Origin of the sequence: Vibrio profundum (genome assembly GCF_050337555.1) — a bacterium.
Classification (GTDB): domain Bacteria; phylum Pseudomonadota; class Gammaproteobacteria; order Enterobacterales; family Vibrionaceae; genus Vibrio; species Vibrio profundum.
This window is the reverse complement of record NZ_JAKJTA010000016.1, coordinates 37,237-56,615: the sequence shown is the minus strand read 5'-3', so window position 1 is coordinate 56,615 and position 19,379 is coordinate 37,237. Positions and strand designations below refer to the sequence as shown.

General features: G+C 42.3%; 15 protein-coding genes. 8 read left to right on the top strand and 7 right to left on the bottom strand.

Annotated features, from left to right (window positions below; all coding sequences use genetic code 11):
* Window positions 1-12: 12 nt before the first annotated feature.
* On the bottom strand, window positions 13-486 hold the full coding sequence (locus L4C34_RS15350; protein ID WP_428790226.1) for a GNAT family N-acetyltransferase: 474 nt from the start codon (window positions 484-486) through the stop codon (window positions 13-15).
* Between the two features lie 148 nt (window positions 487-634).
* Between L4C34_RS15350 and L4C34_RS15345 the strand changes: the two genes are divergently transcribed.
* Together L4C34_RS15345 and L4C34_RS15340 are read left to right on the top strand one after the other, a co-directional pair.
* Window positions 635-1,039 (top strand): SulA-like leucine-rich domain-containing protein, encoded by a 405-nt coding sequence (locus L4C34_RS15345; protein ID WP_428790225.1) that lies wholly within the window; start codon window positions 635-637, stop codon window positions 1,037-1,039.
* A gap of 215 nt (window positions 1,040-1,254) precedes the next feature.
* Window positions 1,255-2,358, top strand: coding sequence for a phosphoribosylaminoimidazolesuccinocarboxamide synthase (locus L4C34_RS15340; RefSeq protein ID WP_428790224.1), 1,104 nt, complete (start codon window positions 1,255-1,257; stop codon window positions 2,356-2,358).
* Window positions 2,359-2,609: 251 nt separating this feature from the next.
* On the opposite strand, the gene L4C34_RS15335 is transcribed toward L4C34_RS15340, so the two are convergent.
* Together L4C34_RS15335 and gyrA are read right to left on the bottom strand one after the other, a co-directional pair.
* Window positions 2,610-5,105, bottom strand: a complete 2,496-nt coding sequence (locus L4C34_RS15335) for a bifunctional diguanylate cyclase/phosphodiesterase (RefSeq protein WP_428790223.1) — start codon at window positions 5,103-5,105, stop codon at window positions 2,610-2,612.
* A 292-nt stretch (window positions 5,106-5,397) separates the two neighbouring features.
* A complete protein-coding gene (gyrA, locus tag L4C34_RS15330; protein ID WP_428790222.1) occupies window positions 5,398-8,076 on the bottom strand; it encodes a DNA topoisomerase (ATP-hydrolyzing) subunit A in 2,679 nt (892 codons plus the stop codon).
* Between the two features lie 318 nt (window positions 8,077-8,394).
* Here gyrA and ubiG point away from each other — a divergent pair, with 318 nt between their 5' ends.
* From ubiG to yfaE, 4 genes are all read left to right on the top strand, one after another.
* A complete protein-coding gene (gene ubiG / locus L4C34_RS15325) occupies window positions 8,395-9,105 on the top strand; it encodes a bifunctional 2-polyprenyl-6-hydroxyphenol methylase/3-demethylubiquinol 3-O-methyltransferase UbiG (RefSeq protein WP_428790221.1) in 711 nt (236 codons plus the stop codon).
* 452 nt (window positions 9,106-9,557) lie between these two features.
* A complete protein-coding gene (gene nrdA / locus L4C34_RS15320; RefSeq protein WP_428790220.1) occupies window positions 9,558-11,840 on the top strand; it encodes a class 1a ribonucleoside-diphosphate reductase subunit alpha in 2,283 nt (760 codons plus the stop codon).
* A 96-nt stretch (window positions 11,841-11,936) separates the two neighbouring features.
* Complete coding sequence (gene nrdB, locus L4C34_RS15315) at window positions 11,937-13,070, top strand: class Ia ribonucleoside-diphosphate reductase subunit beta (protein ID WP_428790219.1); 1,134 nt, start codon at window positions 11,937-11,939, stop codon at window positions 13,068-13,070.
* Window positions 13,070-13,351, top strand: coding sequence for a class I ribonucleotide reductase maintenance protein YfaE (gene yfaE / locus L4C34_RS15310; RefSeq protein ID WP_428790218.1), 282 nt, complete (start codon window positions 13,070-13,072; stop codon window positions 13,349-13,351). Before nrdB ends, yfaE begins: the two co-directional genes overlap by 1 nt.
* 175 nt (window positions 13,352-13,526) lie before the next feature.
* Here the strand turns inward: yfaE and L4C34_RS15305 are convergent, their stop codons facing one another.
* The 3 genes from L4C34_RS15305 to L4C34_RS15295 all read right to left on the bottom strand — a co-directional run bounded on the left by L4C34_RS15305 (window position 13,527) and on the right by L4C34_RS15295 (window position 16,343).
* Window positions 13,527-14,300, bottom strand: coding sequence for a substrate-binding periplasmic protein (locus tag L4C34_RS15305; RefSeq protein WP_428790217.1), 774 nt, complete (start codon window positions 14,298-14,300; stop codon window positions 13,527-13,529).
* Window positions 14,301-14,613: 313 nt separating this feature from the next.
* Window positions 14,614-14,850 carry a hypothetical protein gene (locus L4C34_RS15300; RefSeq protein ID WP_428790216.1) on the bottom strand — a complete coding sequence of 79 codons (237 nt, stop codon included), beginning with the start codon at window positions 14,848-14,850 and terminating at the stop codon, window positions 14,614-14,616.
* A gap of 257 nt (window positions 14,851-15,107) precedes the next feature.
* Window positions 15,108-16,343 carry a CinA family nicotinamide mononucleotide deamidase-related protein gene (locus L4C34_RS15295; protein WP_428790215.1) on the bottom strand — a complete coding sequence of 412 codons (1,236 nt, stop codon included), beginning with the start codon at window positions 16,341-16,343 and terminating at the stop codon, window positions 15,108-15,110.
* 264 nt (window positions 16,344-16,607) lie between these two features.
* Here L4C34_RS15295 and L4C34_RS15290 point away from each other — a divergent pair, with 264 nt between their 5' ends.
* Together L4C34_RS15290 and L4C34_RS15285 are read left to right on the top strand one after the other, a co-directional pair.
* Window positions 16,608-17,510 (top strand): DUF3943 domain-containing protein, encoded by a 903-nt coding sequence (locus L4C34_RS15290; protein ID WP_428790214.1) that lies wholly within the window; start codon window positions 16,608-16,610, stop codon window positions 17,508-17,510.
* Window positions 17,511-17,637: 127 nt separating this feature from the next.
* Window positions 17,638-18,150, top strand: coding sequence for a glycine cleavage system transcriptional repressor (locus L4C34_RS15285; RefSeq protein WP_428790213.1), 513 nt, complete (start codon window positions 17,638-17,640; stop codon window positions 18,148-18,150).
* 51 nt (window positions 18,151-18,201) lie between these two features.
* Here L4C34_RS15285 and nspC read toward each other — a convergent pair whose 3' ends face one another.
* The gene (nspC, locus tag L4C34_RS15280) at window positions 18,202-19,335 is read right to left on the bottom strand and encodes a carboxynorspermidine decarboxylase (RefSeq protein ID WP_428790212.1); all 1,134 of its coding nucleotides are present in this window, start codon (window positions 19,333-19,335) and stop codon (window positions 18,202-18,204) included.
* Window positions 19,336-19,379 lie beyond the last annotated feature (44 nt).

Here is a 19,379-nt window from a genome sequence, read left to right as displayed (position 1 = left end):
AAGCTAGAAACATTAACAATACTTTTCCATGACCTCCAAATCATAACTTTTTCCTCGGTATGAATAGATCTCAGACTCAATGGCTGTCGTTTTAAACCCCAGCGAATGATAACAACGCTGCGCTGCTCCATTTCCTACAAATACGCCTAAGCTAAAGCGTTCACTCCCCAACGTTTGAATAGCTCGAGCCATCAGTTGCTCTAGCATAACTCTTGAATGGCCTTGCCCGCGGAATCCTTCCGCTATATACACTCGACAGATCCAGCAATGTTTATCCGTTTCCTTATAAAGCTCAACAAAGCCTATATGATTCCCATCGACTACATACAAGAAAGCAAATACTTCTGGTTTTCTGACGTGCTCAGCGATTTGCTCAATGGTGAGAGGATACTGGTAAGTTTGCCCACTCCAGTAAAGATCAAGGTCATCGTTGTTTATCCATTGAAGTAATTGAGGGTAATCTGCTTTCATAAAGGGCACCAACATTGCTTATCTCTTTATATATCCCATTAATATTTATACAATAACTTCACAGCAATTTCTATTCGATTTACTTTTTCCAAATTAGTTCTTGTACTGAAGATAAAAAGGAACTACTGTTTATGCGTACAGTATGTTTATAAGGACAGTATTTATGCACTCATCACAGCAATATTCACCACAGCCTTATTTTCCACAACCTTATGTGCCGCAAACTAGCTCGCTACAAAATAAACCCAGCTACCCTGGTAAGTTTCGCACCTTAGATCATACTTTCATTTCGCAACTAGAAACACTTTCCGAACAGGACCAGTGGATTTTACTCACAGCCGAATGCCCAAGACTCAATCATGAACAGCTTTCCCAATCAAAAGTGAGCTTCAACAAAATCATCCAAATGAAGCCTTCGCATTCTCAGTCAGAGCTGCAAATTGTCATTAGAGCTATTAAAGCGGGTAACGCTAGCGCGGTCGTCGCTTCGGATAACATCGAGTTGGTCAACCAAGGTTTGTTAAAGCGCCTAGCCAAACGCCACAGCTGTGAAGTTTTCTTTGTTTGACACAGTATTAGCAATACCTAACGAAGCCTGTGGCTTAAGCAAAAGAACTGTCATCGAGTCATTACTCTGATTTTTATATACAGGTGAACACGCCCAAAGCAAACGTTTGCTTTTTACTGGCGACTTCTCATAGTTCTGGTATTATGCGTCATACTTGAAGCTTTCAACTAAGCACTGCCTTAGTTTCACCCACGATTTTAGATAGGATTATGTCGATGAATCTCGCTGACCAAGTTCTCGCCGTTAACGATGATCTGCCCATCCGTACTCATAAACCTGTACACAGCGGTAAAGTTCGCTCTGTATACTGGTTGAGTGAAGAAGATAGCCAACGCCTTATCAAAGAAAAGGGTTACGATGTCGCACCCAATGCGCCACTTGCCATCATGGTTATCAGCGATAGAATCTCAGCGTTTGATTGCATCTGGCACGCAGAAGGTGGCTTAAATGGCGTTCCGGGAAAGGGAGCAGCTCTCAACGCTATTTCCAACCATTGGTTTAAATTGTTCAAAGATCACGGTCTTGCAGATAGTCATATTTTAGATATACCGCACCCATTCGTTTGGATCGTACAAAAAGCGAAGCCTATTAAGGTTGAAGCGATTTGCCGTCAGTATCTAACGGGCTCAATGTGGCGAGCATACGCAAAAGGCGAACGCAATTTCTGCGGCATTGACCTCCCTGATGGCTTGGAAAAAGATAAAACCTTACCAGATATACTGGTTACCCCGTCCACCAAAGGCATTTTAAAAGGGATCTCAGGTGTTCCTGAAGCCGACGATGTGAATATCAGCCGTCGTAATATTGAAGACAATTTTTCAGCATTTAACTTCTCAAATACAGAAGATATCGATCTATACGAAAAGTATTTGAAGCAAGGGTTTGGTGTCATTTCTCAAGCGCTTGATGAAGTCGAACAGATTTTTGTCGACACTAAGTTTGAGTTTGGTTACGTCAATGATGCCCAAGGCAATGAAAAGCTCATCTATATGGACGAAGTGGGCACGCCAGATTCATCGCGAATTTGGGATAAAACCGAGTACCAACAAGGAAATATCGTCGAGAATTCTAAAGAAGGCTTCCGCCAATTCCTTCTCAATTACTTCCCCGACCCAGATATTCTATTGGACAAAGATCGGATGCCAGAACGTGAAGCCTTAGCGAAAGACAATGCGCTACCACAAGAATCACTCATGGCTCTCTCGCGTACTTACATCAATATTGCTGAAAAAATTACAGGGCAAGAAATCTCCATTGCCGGTAACCCAAAAGCAGAAATCATTGAGATCCTAAAAAGAGATTATGGATTAGTGGATTAGTGGATTAGTGGATTAGCGGATTAGCGGATTAGCGGATTAGCGGATTAGCGGATTAGCCATATTTTTACGCTGAAACCCACATGATCGATATGCCGGCTTCTTAGTCGGCATTTTCTAGCCCAAAATGCAGCTGTATCTAAAGAGCTAAAATCGCCTTATCTGGAAGTATAAAACGGATAGATCTCTGTCGGGGGCTCCAGCGATAGAATAATGGGCCATGCATAAGAATAAATCACTCATCTATAAATAGATTAACTTTTATGGCCTGAATATTTACTCACTAACTTCTCTAGTGATAATGCTGGATCAAATAGATAACCTTGTAGTTCATGGCACCCTAGCTCTCGTAATCTATCTCTCTGCTCAACATTTTCGACGCCCTCCGCTACTATGTTCAACCCCATAGATAGGCCAATTAATACAATTGTTTTTATTAGGGTATCATCATGTTCATTAATGCCTATACGCATGACAAACGCCCTATCTATTTTGATCTCTGTTATCGGGAAAGAATTTAGATATCGGAGTGACGAATACCCTGTCCCAAAGTCATCTAGGGATATACCAAATCCTACCTCATGTATCTTAGACAATACTGAGATTACTTTATCTAAATCTTCAATAATTACATTCTCCGTTATTTCGAACACGATAGAACTAGGTTGAGTGCTTTTTTCTTTCACCGTTTCCATAATCATGTCGTAAAAATCGATGTGTAATAATTGTATAGGCGATATATTGATTGATATCTTGATGGGATCAGCTGCTGCAGCGTTAAACTCATGAAGTCCATCACACGACTTTTCAAGTATATATTTCCCAATAGAAACAATTAACCCTGTTTTTTCTGCTATACGAATAAAATCATCAGGTCGTACGGAACCAAGTTCAGAAGAATTCCAACGACATAACGCCTCAACGCCAAGGATTACCCCCGTCTTAGCCTCTAACTTCGGTTGGTAATATATAGATATTTCGTTGTTTCTTAGTGCATGATGTAGGTTTTCTTCAATAGAGAAATCGTATTGAACCTCGTCATTAATTTTATGGTCATAAAATAGAACCTGCCCTTTACCTTGCTCTTTAGAGCGGTACAAAGCGATGTCCGACTTGGACAATAAATTGGAAACTGTATTGCCATCGGTGGGAAATACAGAGACACCTATGCTACATGTACACATTACCACCGTATTTTCCAAAACAAATGGTTCGTCAAATAATCCTTTAATCAAATCTGCTTTTTCTTTTGCTTCTTCCTTCGAGGTAACTTGAAATCCGAATACAAATTCATCACCGCCGAAACGTGCCAGTACATCTTTTTTTCCACATAACTGTTTAAACTTATTACTAACAGATTTTAAAAGCTCATCGCCGACATGGTGGCCATATTTATCGTTGGTACGCTTAAAATCATCCAGGTCTACAAATAAAACTGCATAATACTCTTCAACCAGTTTGCTTAGCTGTATCCCTTTATGTATATTTTCTTCTAGCATGGTACGGTTGGGAATTAAAGTAAGCGTATCAATCATAGCCAATTCACGTAGCTTTTCTCTACTTTCCTCTAGCTCTTTGATATTTTCATAAATGCGTTCTTGATAAAGAGAAAATCTACGACCTATGAATTTACTTGCTCCGATAGATAATATAGCCAACATCCCAGTTAACATCACCAATATAGAAAGTATACGATATAACTGCTCCTGATTATTCCGTTCTAACTCAAGAACTTGTTGGTTTATTATACTTTCTATATCTGAGGTAAATACGCCTGTGCCGATTATCCAGCCCCATGGTTCAATCAACTTAATATAACTAAGTTTATCTGGGTTGCTGAGTCTTTGGGGCAAATAAGGGCTATCGTAACGAACAAAACCGGACCTCTCATCTGGATTAGCTTCAAGTTTCTCCTTAAAGAGGTTAAGTAAAGCTGCTTCTGTTGTTCCTATTATGCTTTTATCTTTATGTGCTAAGCCTTTTCCTTCCATATTCATGACAAATACATAGTTGTCATTTCCATAACGTAGTTCGGTTAACCACTTTAACATTCTATTCTTAATTTGTTCTTCTACATCAGCGGCATACTCCCCGGTTCCAATGAACCAATCATAAGGAGCAAAATGTTTTGCATAGCCAATTTTCTCAAACTCCAACTCTCCATGACCCGGCTTTCGATACCACCACCGATAAAATGCGCTACCATCTTCTGATGCTTTAATTAAATCGATATGCTCCTTGACGATGAATTTTCCCTTTAGATCCTGCACACCAATTTTTGAAGTACCCTCAATGTGGGGTAATAAAGGGTGCATAACGTTAACGCCATCCATTTGGAAAATAAAATAATACCCCCTACCTTCATTAAAACGGACGTCATATAACGCTTTTCGTATCAAATTAGTGACTTGCTCTTTAGGTCGATCTGGATTTGCATTGTAGATACCATTGACTACAGCGTAAGCCTCTTCGACGCGATATTTAATATCTAGTTTTAGAAGTTCAATGGTTAAACTTTTTTCATATTCAAGTTGTTGATATATATTATTAATTTGATTTTTTATAATTTTCTTTTGATTGGTGACAAAATCTTGTTGTAGGCCATTTAACAGATCTTGTGTTCTACGATTCTCCTCACGGATCAGAACCACGGCAATGATGCACATAAATATAAAAATTAAAGCTGCAGGCAATATTTGGATGCTTCTCAAAAGCAAACGTTCTGAATCTGATGTCGCCTGATTATTCATGTTTATCGAAGCCACCGAATTGTATTTGAAAACCGTCATTCCCGTTTATACACATAAAGTGTAGTGGATCTCTCCACACTATCCATAGGCAAGCAATGCGATCAGTTTTTGAATATGAAGATATCGTTCTTTGGTTAAGGGGGGGAGTTTTAGATAGAGGGTGATTAAGTTTTAGATAGAGTAGTGCGGATTGATAAAGCGAAGCCTAACTCCAAAAAGAAAAAGCCGAGCATTACTGCTCGGCTTTCTAATTAACCAGAATTCTTATGAAGTAGAATACGTTACGTAAAGTCTAGTCAGATGAACTTTCATCACTATCTTCGTTAGATTCAGTTTCGTTTTGTTCAGGTTTGTCAGATTCAGATTCGTTCTGTTCAACGTCAGGAGTTGATACTTCCGATTCTGGTGAATCATCGACACCCTCTTCATTTAGCTCGCACTCTTCGACTTCGTCGATACGCTGCAATCCCACTACATTCTCGTCTTCAGCAGTACGAATCAAAGTAACACCTTGAGTATTACGCCCAACTTGGCTTACTTCTGAGACACGAGTTCGAACCAAAGTACCAGCATCAGTAATCATCATCATCTCATCACCTTCGGCAACTTGAATCGCTCCGACAACTGGGCCGTTACGCTCTGAGACTTTAATTGATACTACACCTTGGGTCGCACGACCTTTCGTCGGGTACTCTGCTAGAGTTGTTCGCTTACCATAACCATTTTGCGTGACGGTAAGAACGTCACCATTATGTGATGGTACGATAAGAGAGACAACTTGATCTGCGTCTTCCGTGAGTTTCATACCGCGAACACCTGCCGCTGTACGGCCCATCGGTCTCACTTTATCTTCTGCAAATCGAACGACTTTGCCAGCTTTCGAGAACAGCATAATATCGCTTTGACCGTCAGTAATATCTACTCCGATCAACGAATCGCCTTCACGTAAGTTGACTGCAATCAAACCGTTAGAGCGAACATTAGCAAACTGATCAAGTGAAGTCTTCTTCACTGTACCATCGCCTGTCGCCATAAAAATAAACTTGTCGTCGCTGAACTCTGACACTGGCAAAATCGCGGTGATACGCTCACCTTCTTCCAGAGGTAGAAGATTAACAATCGGTTTACCACGTGCGGTACGGCTAGCAAGCGGTAATTGATACACTTTTAAGCGATACGTTTTACCGTGAGTAGAGAAACACAGAATATGATCATGAGTATTGGCCACCAGCAAACGCTCGATGTAATCCTCATCTTTCATTCGTGTTGCACTCTTACCTTTCCCGCCACGACGCTGAGCTTCGTAATCACTCAGGATCTGATACTTAACATAGCCTTCATGTGACAGCGTCACAACAACATCTTCACGAGCGATTAGCTCTTCCATGTCGATATCGTGACTAGCAGCAGTGATCTCGGTACGGCGAACATCACCAAACTGTTCACGAACGGCTTCTAGCTCTTCGCGAATCACTTCCATCAAGCGTTCAGTGTTAGCCAGAATGTACATCAGCTCAGCAATTTCTTCCAACAACGCTTTGTATTCGTCCAAAATCTTCTCATGCTCTAAGCCTGTTAGCTTTTGCAGTCGTAGATCTAGGATAGCCTGAGCTTGTTGTTCAGTAAGGAAATACTGATTGTCGCGGATGCCATATTGCTCTTCAAGCCAATCAGGACGTGCGGCATCGGTGCCAGCGCGCTCTAACATAGCAGCAACATTACCAAGATCCCAACCGCGAGCAGTCAGTCCAGCTTTTGCTTCTGCTGGCGTAGTTGCACGTCGGATCAACTCAATGATCTCATCTATATTGGCAAGCGCTAGCGCCAAACCTTCTAAGATGTGTGCACGGTCGCGGGCTTTACGCAATTCATAAAGTGTTCTGCGAGTCACCACTTCACGGCGGTGGTCCACAAAACACTTGATCATGTCTTTCAGGTTAAACAACTGAGGTTGGCCATTGTTCAGGGCAACCATGTTGATACCAAATGTCGTTTGCAGCTGTGTTTGCGCGTAGAGGTTATTTAGAACAACTTCACCAACAGCATCACGTTTACACTCGATGACAATACGCATGCCATCTTTGTCCGACTCATCGCGCAAGGCACTGATGCCTTCTACTTTCTTGTCTTTTACAAGTTCAGCAATTTTTTCAATAAGGCGCGCTTTGTTAACTTGGTACGGGATTTCCGTAACAATAATGGTTTCTCTACCATTTTTTTCTGTTTCTATATCCGCTTTTGAGCGCATGTAGATTTTGCCACGGCCCGTTTTGTACGCGTCAACAATACCCTTACGACCGCTAATAAGTGCGGCTGTTGGGAAATCAGGGCCCGGAATGTAATCCATCAACTCGTCAATGGTAAGATCTTCATTACCAATGTACGCCAAACAGCCATCAATCACTTCGGTTAAGTTATGAGGCGGAATGTTGGTCGCCATACCAACCGCGATACCAGATGCACCGTTCACAAGCAGGTTAGGCACCTTCGTTGGCAGTACAGCAGGAATTTGTTCCGTGCCATCATAGTTTGGCACGTAATCTACGGTTTCTTTATCTAGATCAGCCAGCAGTTCATGGGCAATCTTCGCCATGCGCACTTCGGTATAACGCATCGCCGCGGCAGAATCGCCATCGATGGAACCAAAGTTACCCTGCCCATCAACCAACATATAACGTAGGGAGAATGGCTGAGCCATACGCACGATCGTATCGTAAACCGCGCTATCACCATGTGGGTGATATTTACCAATGACGTCGCCGACGACACGGGCAGATTTTTTATAGGCTTTATTCCAATCGTTACCAAGCACATTCATTGCATAAAGTACGCGACGATGTACTGGTTTAAGGCCATCACGCACGTCAGGCAGAGCACGACCAACGATAACTGACATCGCATAGTCTAGGTATGAACCTCGAAGCTCATCTTCAATATTTACGGGTGTGATCTCTTTCGCTAGATCGCTCATAGAGCTGTTGTCCCTCTACATTTTGATCGCATATTTGATACGCATAAGGTATGAAAATATAACACAGATTGATGAGCTTCGGCATTACTTTCCCTAGCCTTTTACTAACTTGTGAGCATTGTTTAGACCTGATTGTTGAAATCTTAATCGAACTCGCTATTAGGCATAACTAAGTGGTCAGATTTCATGCAAAATTACTGCTTAGAAATAATATTTGATAACCCTGTTTCACTTAAGTATCGCAGGATATCAAGATACCGTTATAATGCGCTTAAATTTGGACAACCATGTTTACTCGTGTGAGTGCGGAATCAAAATATGACTAAAACGCAAAACGTCGATCCTAACGAGATCAAAAAATTTGAAGAAATGGCATCACGTTGGTGGGATTTAGATGGCGAGTTTAAGCCTTTGCATCAAATCAACCCACTAAGACTGACTTATGTGTTGGATAATTCCGATGGACTATTTGGTAAGAAGGTATTAGATGTTGGCTGTGGCGGCGGTATCTTAGCGGAGAGTATGGCGAAAGAAGGCGCGACTGTCACTGGACTCGACATGGGAAAAGAACCCTTAGAAGTCGCTCGACTACATGCTCTCGAAACGGGTACGAAACTCGACTATATCCAAAGTACAGTTGAAGATCATGCAGACGATCACGCTGGCACTTATGACGTCGTCACTTGTATGGAAATGTTGGAGCACGTCCCTGACCCACTATCCGTCATTCAATCTTGTGCTAAGTTGGTCAAACCTGGTGGTCAGGTCTTTTTTTCAACGTTGAACCGCAACTTAAAATCCTACCTGTTCGCTATCGTCGGTGCTGAAAAGCTGCTAAAAATCGTTCCCGAAGGTACCCATGAGCACGAGAAGTTTATTCGACCAGCAGAACTTATCAAAATGGTAGACCAAACACCGTTGCAAGAAATGGGAATCACTGGCCTTCAGTACAACCCTCTCACTGACAGCTATAGGCTCGGGAAGAATGTTGATGTGAACTACATAGTTCATACAACTAAGCAACAATAAACCACGAAAACGTCAGGTTTATCACATTTCGAAAGCGGTAGCATATGACCACCGCTTTTTTAAACAATTTGCGTGCTCTATATCCAATTTTAAATCATTTCTTTTCGTGATCAATTTAGATCAAAGATCAAGAATTTTTTTTTTGTTATTGGCTACTTATGCGACGGATTAAAAACGTAAGTTTTATACAATCAACCCAGCCCTTTTGTCAGAAGTTAGTATCCACTTACTGTTTTTTTTCATTTCTCTAGTTATCCACAACTCTTCCCATTTCTGTGCCTTGAAAACAAACCTCAATAGCACTATCTTGTAACTCATCAACTGGTGCACCCCCATATATTGTGCCTATACTCCAATATATGCCCAGAATTAGTTTGATAAGCCTGCTAGAAATTTATAACAATGATGCAAAAACACGGCTTAAATGAGAGTTACTAGGGAAATAAAGCAAAATGAACCAAAAACTTACTGTCACTAAGCGTGATGGACGCAAAGAAAGCATTGACTTAGAGAAGATACATCGAGTGATCACATGGGCTGCTGAAGGCCTGACTAACGTATCTGTATCTCAAGTAGAGCTAAAAGCCCACATACAATTTTATGATGGTATTACCACTTCAGACATTCATGAAACCATCATCAAATCAGCGGCTGACTTGATCTCAGAAGAAACACCTGACTATCAGTATCTCTCAGCCCGACTTGCCGTCTTTCATTTGCGTAAAAAAGCTTATGGGCAGTATGAACCACCTGCTTTATACGAGCATGTATCTCGTCTTATCGATATGGGTAAGTATGACAAGCACCTGCTAGAAGACTACACACATGCAGAGTTTGTTGAGCTCGACGCGTATCTCGATCATAGACGCGATCTCAACTTCTCCTACGCTGCTGTAAAACAGCTCGAAGGTAAGTACTTCGTACAGAATCGTGTATCAGGCGAAATCTACGAAAGTGCGCAGTTCCTATACATGCTAGTTGCGACATGCTTATTTGCGAAGTATCCAAAAGACTCTCGTTTGGATTACATCAAGCGCTTTTACGATGCGACTTCTATGTTTAAGATCTCGCTCCCGACGCCAATTATGTCTGGTGTGCGCACCCCGACTCGCCAATTCAGCTCATGTGTATTGATCGAATGTGGTGACAGCTTAGATTCTATCAACGCAACCTCTAGCTCTATCGTTCGCTATGTCAGCCAACGTGCTGGTATTGGTATTAACGCCGGTCGTATTCGCGCACTAGGATCTGAGATCCGTAATGGTGAAGCTTTCCACACTGGCTGTATCCCATTCTATAAATACTTCCAGACGGCAGTAAAATGCTGTTCTCAAGGCGGCGTTCGCGGCGGTGCAGCAACTGTTTTCTATCCTCTTTGGCACGGTGAAGCGCAATCTTTATTGGTATTGAAGAACAACCGTGGTGTTGAAGAAAACCGTGTTCGTCATATGGATTACGGCGTTCAGCTAAACAAACTGATGTACTCTCGCCTAGTACAAGGCGGAAACATCACCTTGTTCTCTCCGTCTGACGTACCTGGGTTATACGATGCCTTCTTTGAAGATCAGCAAGAGTTCGAACGCCTGTACGTTAATTACGAAAACGATCCATCGATCAAAAAAGAAAGTGTGAAAGCGGTTGAGCTATTCTCACTGCTGATGCAAGAACGTGCATCGACTGGCCGTATTTACATCCAGAACGTTGACCACTGTAATACTCACAGCCCGTTTGATTCTAAAGTTGCACCAGTACGCCAATCAAACCTATGTTTAGAAATCGCCTTGCCGACTAAACCACTGACTAACGTTGAAGATGACCAAGGTGAAATTGCACTTTGTACTCTCTCTGCCTTCAACCTAGGTGCGATTAAATCTTTGGATGACTTTGAAGAGCTATCCGATCTAGTTGTACGTGCTCTTGACGCACTATTAGATTACCAAGATTACCCTCTACCAGCGGCACGTAAATCAACCATGAACCGTCGCACCCTTGGTGTTGGCGTTATTAACTTCGCCTACTACCTAGCGAAGAATGGTAAGAAATACTCAGATGGCAGCGCAAACGGCCTGACACATCGCACATTCGAAGCAATGCAATATTACTTGCTCAAAGCGTCAGTCAACCTTGCGAAAGAACAAGGCAAGTGCCCATCGTTTAATGAAACAAACTATGCCAAAGGTTTGCTACCTATCGATACCTATAAAAACGATATCGATCTTGTGTGTGATGAGCCACTGCATTATGACTGGGATGGCCTACGTGAAGAGATCGTGACACACGGCCTAAGAAACTCCACATTGACCGCCCTAATGCCGTCTGAAACTTCATCGCAGATATCAAACGCGACGAACGGTATTGAGCCACCACGTGGTTACGTCTCTGTCAAAGCCTCAAAAGACGGCATTTTGAAACAAGTTGTTCCTGAATTCACAGAATTGAAGGATAATTACGAGCTGCTTTGGAACATTGGTTCTAACGATGGCTATCTGCACTTAGTCGGCATTATGCAGAAGTTTGTAGACCAAGCTATCTCAGCGAATACGAACTACGATCCAAATGTTTACGAAAGCGGCAAAGTGCCAATGAAGAAACTACTGCAGGATCTACTCACCGCCTATAAATTTGGCGTGAAAACACTCTACTATCATAATACTCGCGATGGCGCGAAAGATGAGCAGAGTGGAGACGTGCAGACACCGGATGAAGACTGCGAAGGCGGCGGTTGTAAGATCTAAGAGATCGCAACTGTCGTAACCATTACAGCAGCGCGATTTGGCAATACATATTAAAACGCCCCTCAGATGAGGGGCTCTGAAGGAATTGAGACAATCATGGCTTACAGTACATTTTCTCAAAACAAAAATGAGCAGCTCAAAGAACCAATGTTCTTTGGTCAATCTGTCAATGTAGCTCGCTACGACCAACAGAAATTCGAGATTTTCGAAAAGCTTATCGAAAAGCAATTGTCTTTTTTCTGGCGCCCAGAAGAAGTTGATGTGTCTAGCGACCGTATCGACTACAATAAACTACCAGAGCATGAAAAGCATATTTTCATCTCAAACCTAAAATATCAGACGCTACTTGATTCGATTCAAGGCCGTAGTCCCAACGTTGCCCTACTGCCACTAGTATCACTTCCAGAAGTTGAAACTTGGATTGAAACTTGGTCTTTCTCTGAGACGATTCACTCGCGCTCGTACACACATATCATTCGTAATATTGTGAATGATCCAAGTGTTGTCTTTGACGACATTGTGGAAAATGAACACATTCTCAATCGTGCTAAAGACATCGCACACTACTATGACGATCTTATCCAACTGACGAACGATTACCATCGCTATGGCGAGGGCACGCATTCAATCAACGGCGAAGACGTCAAAGTAAGCTTGTACGAATTGAAGAAAAAGCTCTACCTATGTCTAATGTCAGTTAATGCTTTGGAAGCGATTCGCTTCTACGTTAGCTTTGCGTGTTCTTTCGCTTTCGCTGAGCGCGAGCTAATGGAAGGTAATGCGAAAATCATTAAACTGATCGCTCGTGATGAAGCGCTGCACCTAACCGGCACTCAGCATATGCTGAACTTGCTGCGTAATGGCCAAGATGACTTTAGCTTCATGCAAATCGCAGAAGAGTGCAAACAAGATTGCTTCGATCTATTTAAAACTGCTGCTGAACAAGAAAAAGAGTGGGCTGGATACTTATTTAAAGACGGTTCTATGATTGGTCTGAACAAAGATATTCTTTGCCAGTACGTAGAATACATCACCAATATCCGCATGCAAGCAGTCGGTCTACCTGTGGCGTACCCTGAAGCAACCTCAAATCCAATCCCATGGATCAATGCGTGGCTTTCTTCAGATAACGTTCAAGTGGCTCCACAAGAAGCTGAGATCAGTTCTTACCTTGTTGGCCAAATTGACAATGAAATCAATGCCGATGACTTCGAGGGATTTGAACTCTAATGGCGAAAATTCGCATCAACAACGTTATCTTTATCGAGTCTAACCCCTCAAATACGCTTTTAGAAACAATGGAGCAAGCGGGTCTAGAAGTTGAGTATAACTGCCGAGATGGACACTGCGGGGCTTGTCGGTGCGATTTGCTTTCAGGTGAGGTTGAATATACTGGGTTTGCCATGGCATACACCCCTAAGAATAGTGTATTACCTTGTATATGCCGAGCAAAAGGTAATGTCGAGCTCTCTAACGTCATCTATCGCCAAAAAGAAAAACAACAAGCTTAACTTTTAGGGCGCTGTTCCTCTGCGCCCTATCTCTTACCAATTTCAAGTCAGTTTCCGGCTAAACAAGTCGATGGCCACGTCTTAACACGACTTAGCTATTAAGCTATTAAGCTATTAAGCTATTAAGCACTATTGTCCATGAACTCAAAATCGCTGTGAATTAACAGGGTTATGTTTACTCTGGATGACTCACCTTCACTTTAGCCGGGTATAAGTAGCGCTTCAAAAGTACTTGATATTGCTCGGTGCCTTTTACGGCCTCCAACGCGTCGGCAAACCGCTGCGTTACCTCTAGCGAACTACCTTTACGAGAAAAAGCGATGTAAGCTTTTTTGGTCTTCACTGGCGTACCTAATGTAATGACCTGATGTTGGTCTCGAAACATATAATTGAAGCCGTAAATATTCATGATCCCTAACTCAGACCTCTCTTTAGCAATCATGTTTACTAGCTGTTCTGCCGCCGCGACTTCATGCTTTTTATACATAGGATTATCCACCAGAGCTCCATATGAAAACCCTCGTTGAACCAGTAGCATTCTGCCTTTTAAGATTTCATCAACGTCTCCACTAAACTTGATATCCCCTTGATTTTTAACATTGATTAAGAAATGAAACCTAACTTCAGAAATCTTATTTTTATCAAGATAGTACAAGAATTGTTCTCGCTCCTTTGTACGGCTAATGTACAAAATGGCATCTACGGCTCCATCTTTAGCGTCTTGCATAGCACGCTTCCAAGGTAAACTATTAAACTGCACCGTGTATCCTGCTTGCTTTGCTGCGAGCTTTACTAAATCAATATGAAACCCATACAACTCTCCCTCCACACTTTTCATTTCGTAAGGAGAATAATTTTCATTTCCTCTCGCTATTGTTAGCACTTGTTGAGCCCCAGTCGTAAAGCTCATCAACAAAAGAGAAGGTATTAGATATTTAGACAAAAACACACTAACTTACCTACAAAAGTAACGATAGATCATTGATATAAATATAGACGAACAATCACTCGATATCATATACACAGCTCTACTGAATAACGTATTCGTGTAAAAAGTCAATCTATAGTGATCAACTAAAATAGCGAAATAGGAATTGAACAATCGTAGTAGGAACTGAACAATAATAGTAGGAAGTGAGCAATCGTACAAAACTCAAGATAAAAATAGAGCACCTGCTTAAAGTAGCAGGTGCGAATGAGTCGATAGTAAATCTTGGGAATGTTTAAAACACAGCGCTAAAGATGCTGCTTGGCAAGCTCAATCAGCCTTGTAAAAACTCGTCGGCAGTCATCACCGAAATAGGTTTATCCGCAATTTCCCTCCCGTCATCATCAAGCAACGACAAGCGATAACCATTAAAGCTTACGTGGTTGCTCTCTGGTGGAACTTGGTGCCATAAGGAAACTACATCTTGTCCATCACTATTAAGTGTTTCTCCTAATAGGACTTTTTGACTCGCAACCCTGTACCAAACCAGTATTTTAGATTGACGCAACATCGGCTCAGCCTCCTTAGAAAGTGCATACAACGAGTATTCAGTGTATGCGTAAAAACTGCCGATGTGAGGCTTAAATTTAAGACAAGTGACCACGAGAATTGAAAATCATCGGCTTAGAATATAGATCGATTAGTTATTATAAATAAATTTTCAATGGAAAAAGTAATAAGCCTAATGATTCATGACGTTAACAAAAAATGTTATAACATCACAATTTGACATCCAATTAAAAGTCTGAATTTTTGTTCTCGTTATCTTCATAGCATGCTTGCAGGAATATGCATCTGTTTACCGATCTCCAACGACAAATACTGACTAAACGGTGATTGATTAGATAAATAGCGTCTCAGCATATCGCCAGCAATCGTTCCTATTAAGGACTTTTGGTCCTCTTTGGAAAGCGTCCGTCTGAAGGCCAAAGATTGCCCCCACTCCCCTTCCCTAGCCGACAAGACCAATGTGAAGTGTTTATCGGTTAACTTACCTGTCACTAGCGCGATATCACTGCTGCACTTATCACGTGTCGCACCAGCCAGCGCAAACGTAGCGGCAAGCTCATCTTGTCCACCGTCACCGACCACCATGTCATTAGACAAGACCCAACAATGGCCGCAAAACTGGTTTACCTTATCATCTGACTGCAGCCAATGCGTCAACCAACCTTGCGTGGCCTGTTCAGAGACGGCAATTGTCATTTGTTTTTCATCAAGGAGATCACCAATATGCGACAGCATTGAAGCATCAGTCGATACCACCCACTGCTTAATATTGTCATATACGACCTTCTGTACTTTTTTTCGATTCAAAGTGTCTTGCTGAGGGCTAAACAACTTAACTTCAATATAAGGCATGTACGAGCGGTAACCCAATTGATAACCTTCAGGTAAATGAATCTTAGACAATATCTCTGAAAGGCCAGCCTCAGACATTCCCAGTGTATACAGTTTATTGCAACTCTGTCCCTGGGTATCTGGGTAGCGTAATTTCAGATCCGGTAATATTTGGTTCTCAACCATGAGGAAAAACTCCGATGGCACACCGGGAGTAAAATAGAACAAACAATCATTGATTGTCATTTTAAAGCCGCACGCCGTACCCACTGGGTTGTCAATGATCGTACTATTTTCCGGTAGCATAGCCTGCTTCTTATTACTTTCAGGCATAGCGATCCCGCGCTGTAGAAAGAACTCCGTCATACGAGTTAGCCAAGCATCAAATAACACTAAGGGTTGATCTGCAGCCTTTGCCGCCGCCTCCGCACTCAAATCATCGCTCGTTGGCCCGAGTCCACCATTTACAATCACAACATCACAGTTAAAGCTGAGCATCATGAGCTCTTCCGTTAATACAGCCAAACCATCGCCAACTGTCGCTCGTTTGTGGAGAGAGAAACCCTGTTCAAAAAACAAACGGGATAACCATGCCGCATTCGTATCAACAATATCGCCATGCAGTACTTCTTCCCCAGTACTCAACATCGCTATTTTTATCATATTTTCGTTTCCTCCTAGATCTCAGAAATACCCATTAACCCTTACATCTCAGCTTGATAGCAGTATCTTTGCAATGGCTAGACACACTTCTTTACCAAACTCCGGTAACAAGACCATATATTGAACATAACACCCACTTTTTAAATAAAAAACGATAAAACTGTTTACCACTCACTAAAATTTTAAATGACAAATATCCATCGAGCTGATTTTATTGGATAATTGAACAATCTAAAGGATTAGATTTACCATATGGAGTGCTGTGTGTTTAAAAAAACTCTAACGGTCTTGACCTTATCGTTGTCGGCTAACGCTCATGCGTTAGACTACAACTCTTATTATCCCAACGAGTTTAACTTGAACCCATATAAAAAGAGCGCGGCTGCCTTGCAAAACTCCCCTCAGCCATGGCTATATGATGTACATTTCGCCAACTTAGCCGACGACTCCGAAGATCCAATTCAAAATGAGCCACAAGAAATACCAGAATACTTCCAGATCAAAGAAACTCCTGATTGGGAATACCTAAAATCACAAACATATACAACGCTGGGCCTAAGCGTTGTCACATTAGGCATCATGACATTATTGCCCTCTTCAATTACTAAGTGGGAAGAAGACAGTCGTGACATTAGCGATTTAGGTAATAAATGGAAGAATAACGTATCCTCAGGGCCAGATTGGGATAGCGACGAGCACTATTTAAACTATGTCATGCACCCCTATTTTGGCGGCGTGTATTACACCGCCGCTCGCCATGCTGGATACGATGAATTTCAATCATTCCTATACTCCGCCTTTCTCTCGACATTTTTTTGGGAGTATGGTGTGGAGGCTTTTGCGGAAGTCCCATCTTGGCAAGACTTATTTGTCACTCCGTTTTTTGGCGCAGTGACCGGTGAGTATATGTTTGAGAAGGAGCAAGAAATACTCGCGGATGGTGGTGAGGTGTGGGGATCAAAATATTGGGGGGATGTGACCCTATTCATACTCAACCCTATCGGACATATCGACGCTTGGTCTAAAGAAATGTGGGACGGAGACGCACAGTTTCAGTTCACCAGTTCACCTTGGGCAAATAACCCCGACGCACACAGCTTCGCTATTAAGTCTGGCGCACACCAAGACAGCATTTATTATGGGGGCGAAATTAAGTTCACGTTTTAACGTTGAGCTAAGTTTTGCGAGTCCCTAAGTGGTTAGCTTCTTAGAATATGAGCAAGGTCAAGTTTACGTTTCTCCTTCCTTCTAAACTTACAGCAAGAATAAAGAATTTTAGAGCGGAGGACGAAACATGAAAAGCACCTTTATCGTGAATTTCGTCGGGACAGCAACATCTGCGACGATTAAGCAGCTCGCAGCCTCGACTCATGACAACGGCGGAACTTGGCTAGTTAGCAAGATCAATTTTATTGACAACCAAGTGGCTGCAGTGATTAAAATCGAGCTCCCTCAAACGCAAGTCGAGGCCGTTAGGCACGCTTTTGAAACCCAGCCAAATCTGTTAGTGCAGTTTGCTAATACCGCGTCACAAACCGAAGAACAAGATCTAGTTTCTCAACTTCGCTGTCAAGCCATCGATCGCCCTGGGATCGTCAGCGAGATCACCGAACTACTTAAACAACACCAAGTGCATATCTTGGACATGGACTGCCAGCGCGTCTTTATTGCCGATGATCATGGAGTGGCATCGAATTCCTTTACCGCCAATCTTGCCCTTCGCTTCTCCCCACATACTTCCGTAGAGGCAATAAGCCAAGAGCTAGAATATATTGGCATCGAAACTAAGGTCATCATTCAGTCGTAAGAGCTGTTGATAACCTTATTCGATAAGTTTATTCGATAGAGTTAAAGCCGCTTAACGAACGCCCCATTGAGATAGCGAACGTTTAAAGTCAGAATAGTCAAATTCGTTCAACTTTTGCACGTTGCCATTCGTACGACGACAATAAACCGACGGCATTTTCAGGCCATTAAACCAATTCAATTTAACCATGGTATAACCAGCGCTATCCATAATGTGCAGACGCTGACCAATCTCTAACGGCTCTTCAAAGCTAGCCACACAAAACTGATCGCCAGCCAAACATGAACAAGAGCCAATCACGTATTCATGTTGTCCTTGATCAGAGGCTTCTAGGATTGATGCTGGTTCATTGTATATCAGTGTATCAAGACGGTGGGCTTCTGTTGCTGAATCAACGATCGCTGTCTTCATACCGTTTTCAACAATATCGACGACCGACACCACAAGATCTGTGGTTTTGGTGACAATCGCTTCACCCGGCTCTAAATAAAGCTGTACGCCATGTCGGGCAGAAAAAGTTTTTAATGCTTCTGCTAGTTTATCGATCTCATAATTAGGCCAAGTAAAGAAAACGCCACCACCGAGGCTAACCCAATCCAGTTTATCGAGATGATGACCAAACTTGGCCGAGATATCGTTTAGAAGACCAATGAATGAGTCTGCGCTTTTATTCTCACAGTTCATGTGAAACATCACACCATCAATACTTTCAAAGGTCTCGCTATTGATCTGATCAACCTGCACACCCAGTCTAGAAAACTGGCGAGCTGGATCGGCAAGATCCTGGCCGGCACAACTCACGCCCGGATTAAGCCGTAAGCCCAAAGACGCTTTTTTCTCAACAATGTGGCGATAGGCAGCTAACTGGCTTTGTGAGTTAAATATCATCTTGTCACAGATATCTGCGACTTCTCTAACATCATCTTCGCTATAACCAACACTATAAGCGTGCGTTTCGCCACCAAATGTTTCGTGGCCTAACTTCACTTCATATGGCCCGCTGCTTGTCGTGCCATCAAGGTAAGGTTTGATAATGTCAAACACCCCCCATGTTGAAAAGCACTTTAGCGCCAATACAAGTTTCACCCCAGAAAGCTCTTTCAAACGTTTCGCTTTTTCTAGGTTTTCAACCAGCTTGGCTTCATCAATCATGAAATAAGGCGTTTTAAGCTCTTTGTTTTGCATATCCATCACTCTGAAATTCGACAAAGCCGATGTAGACAACATCG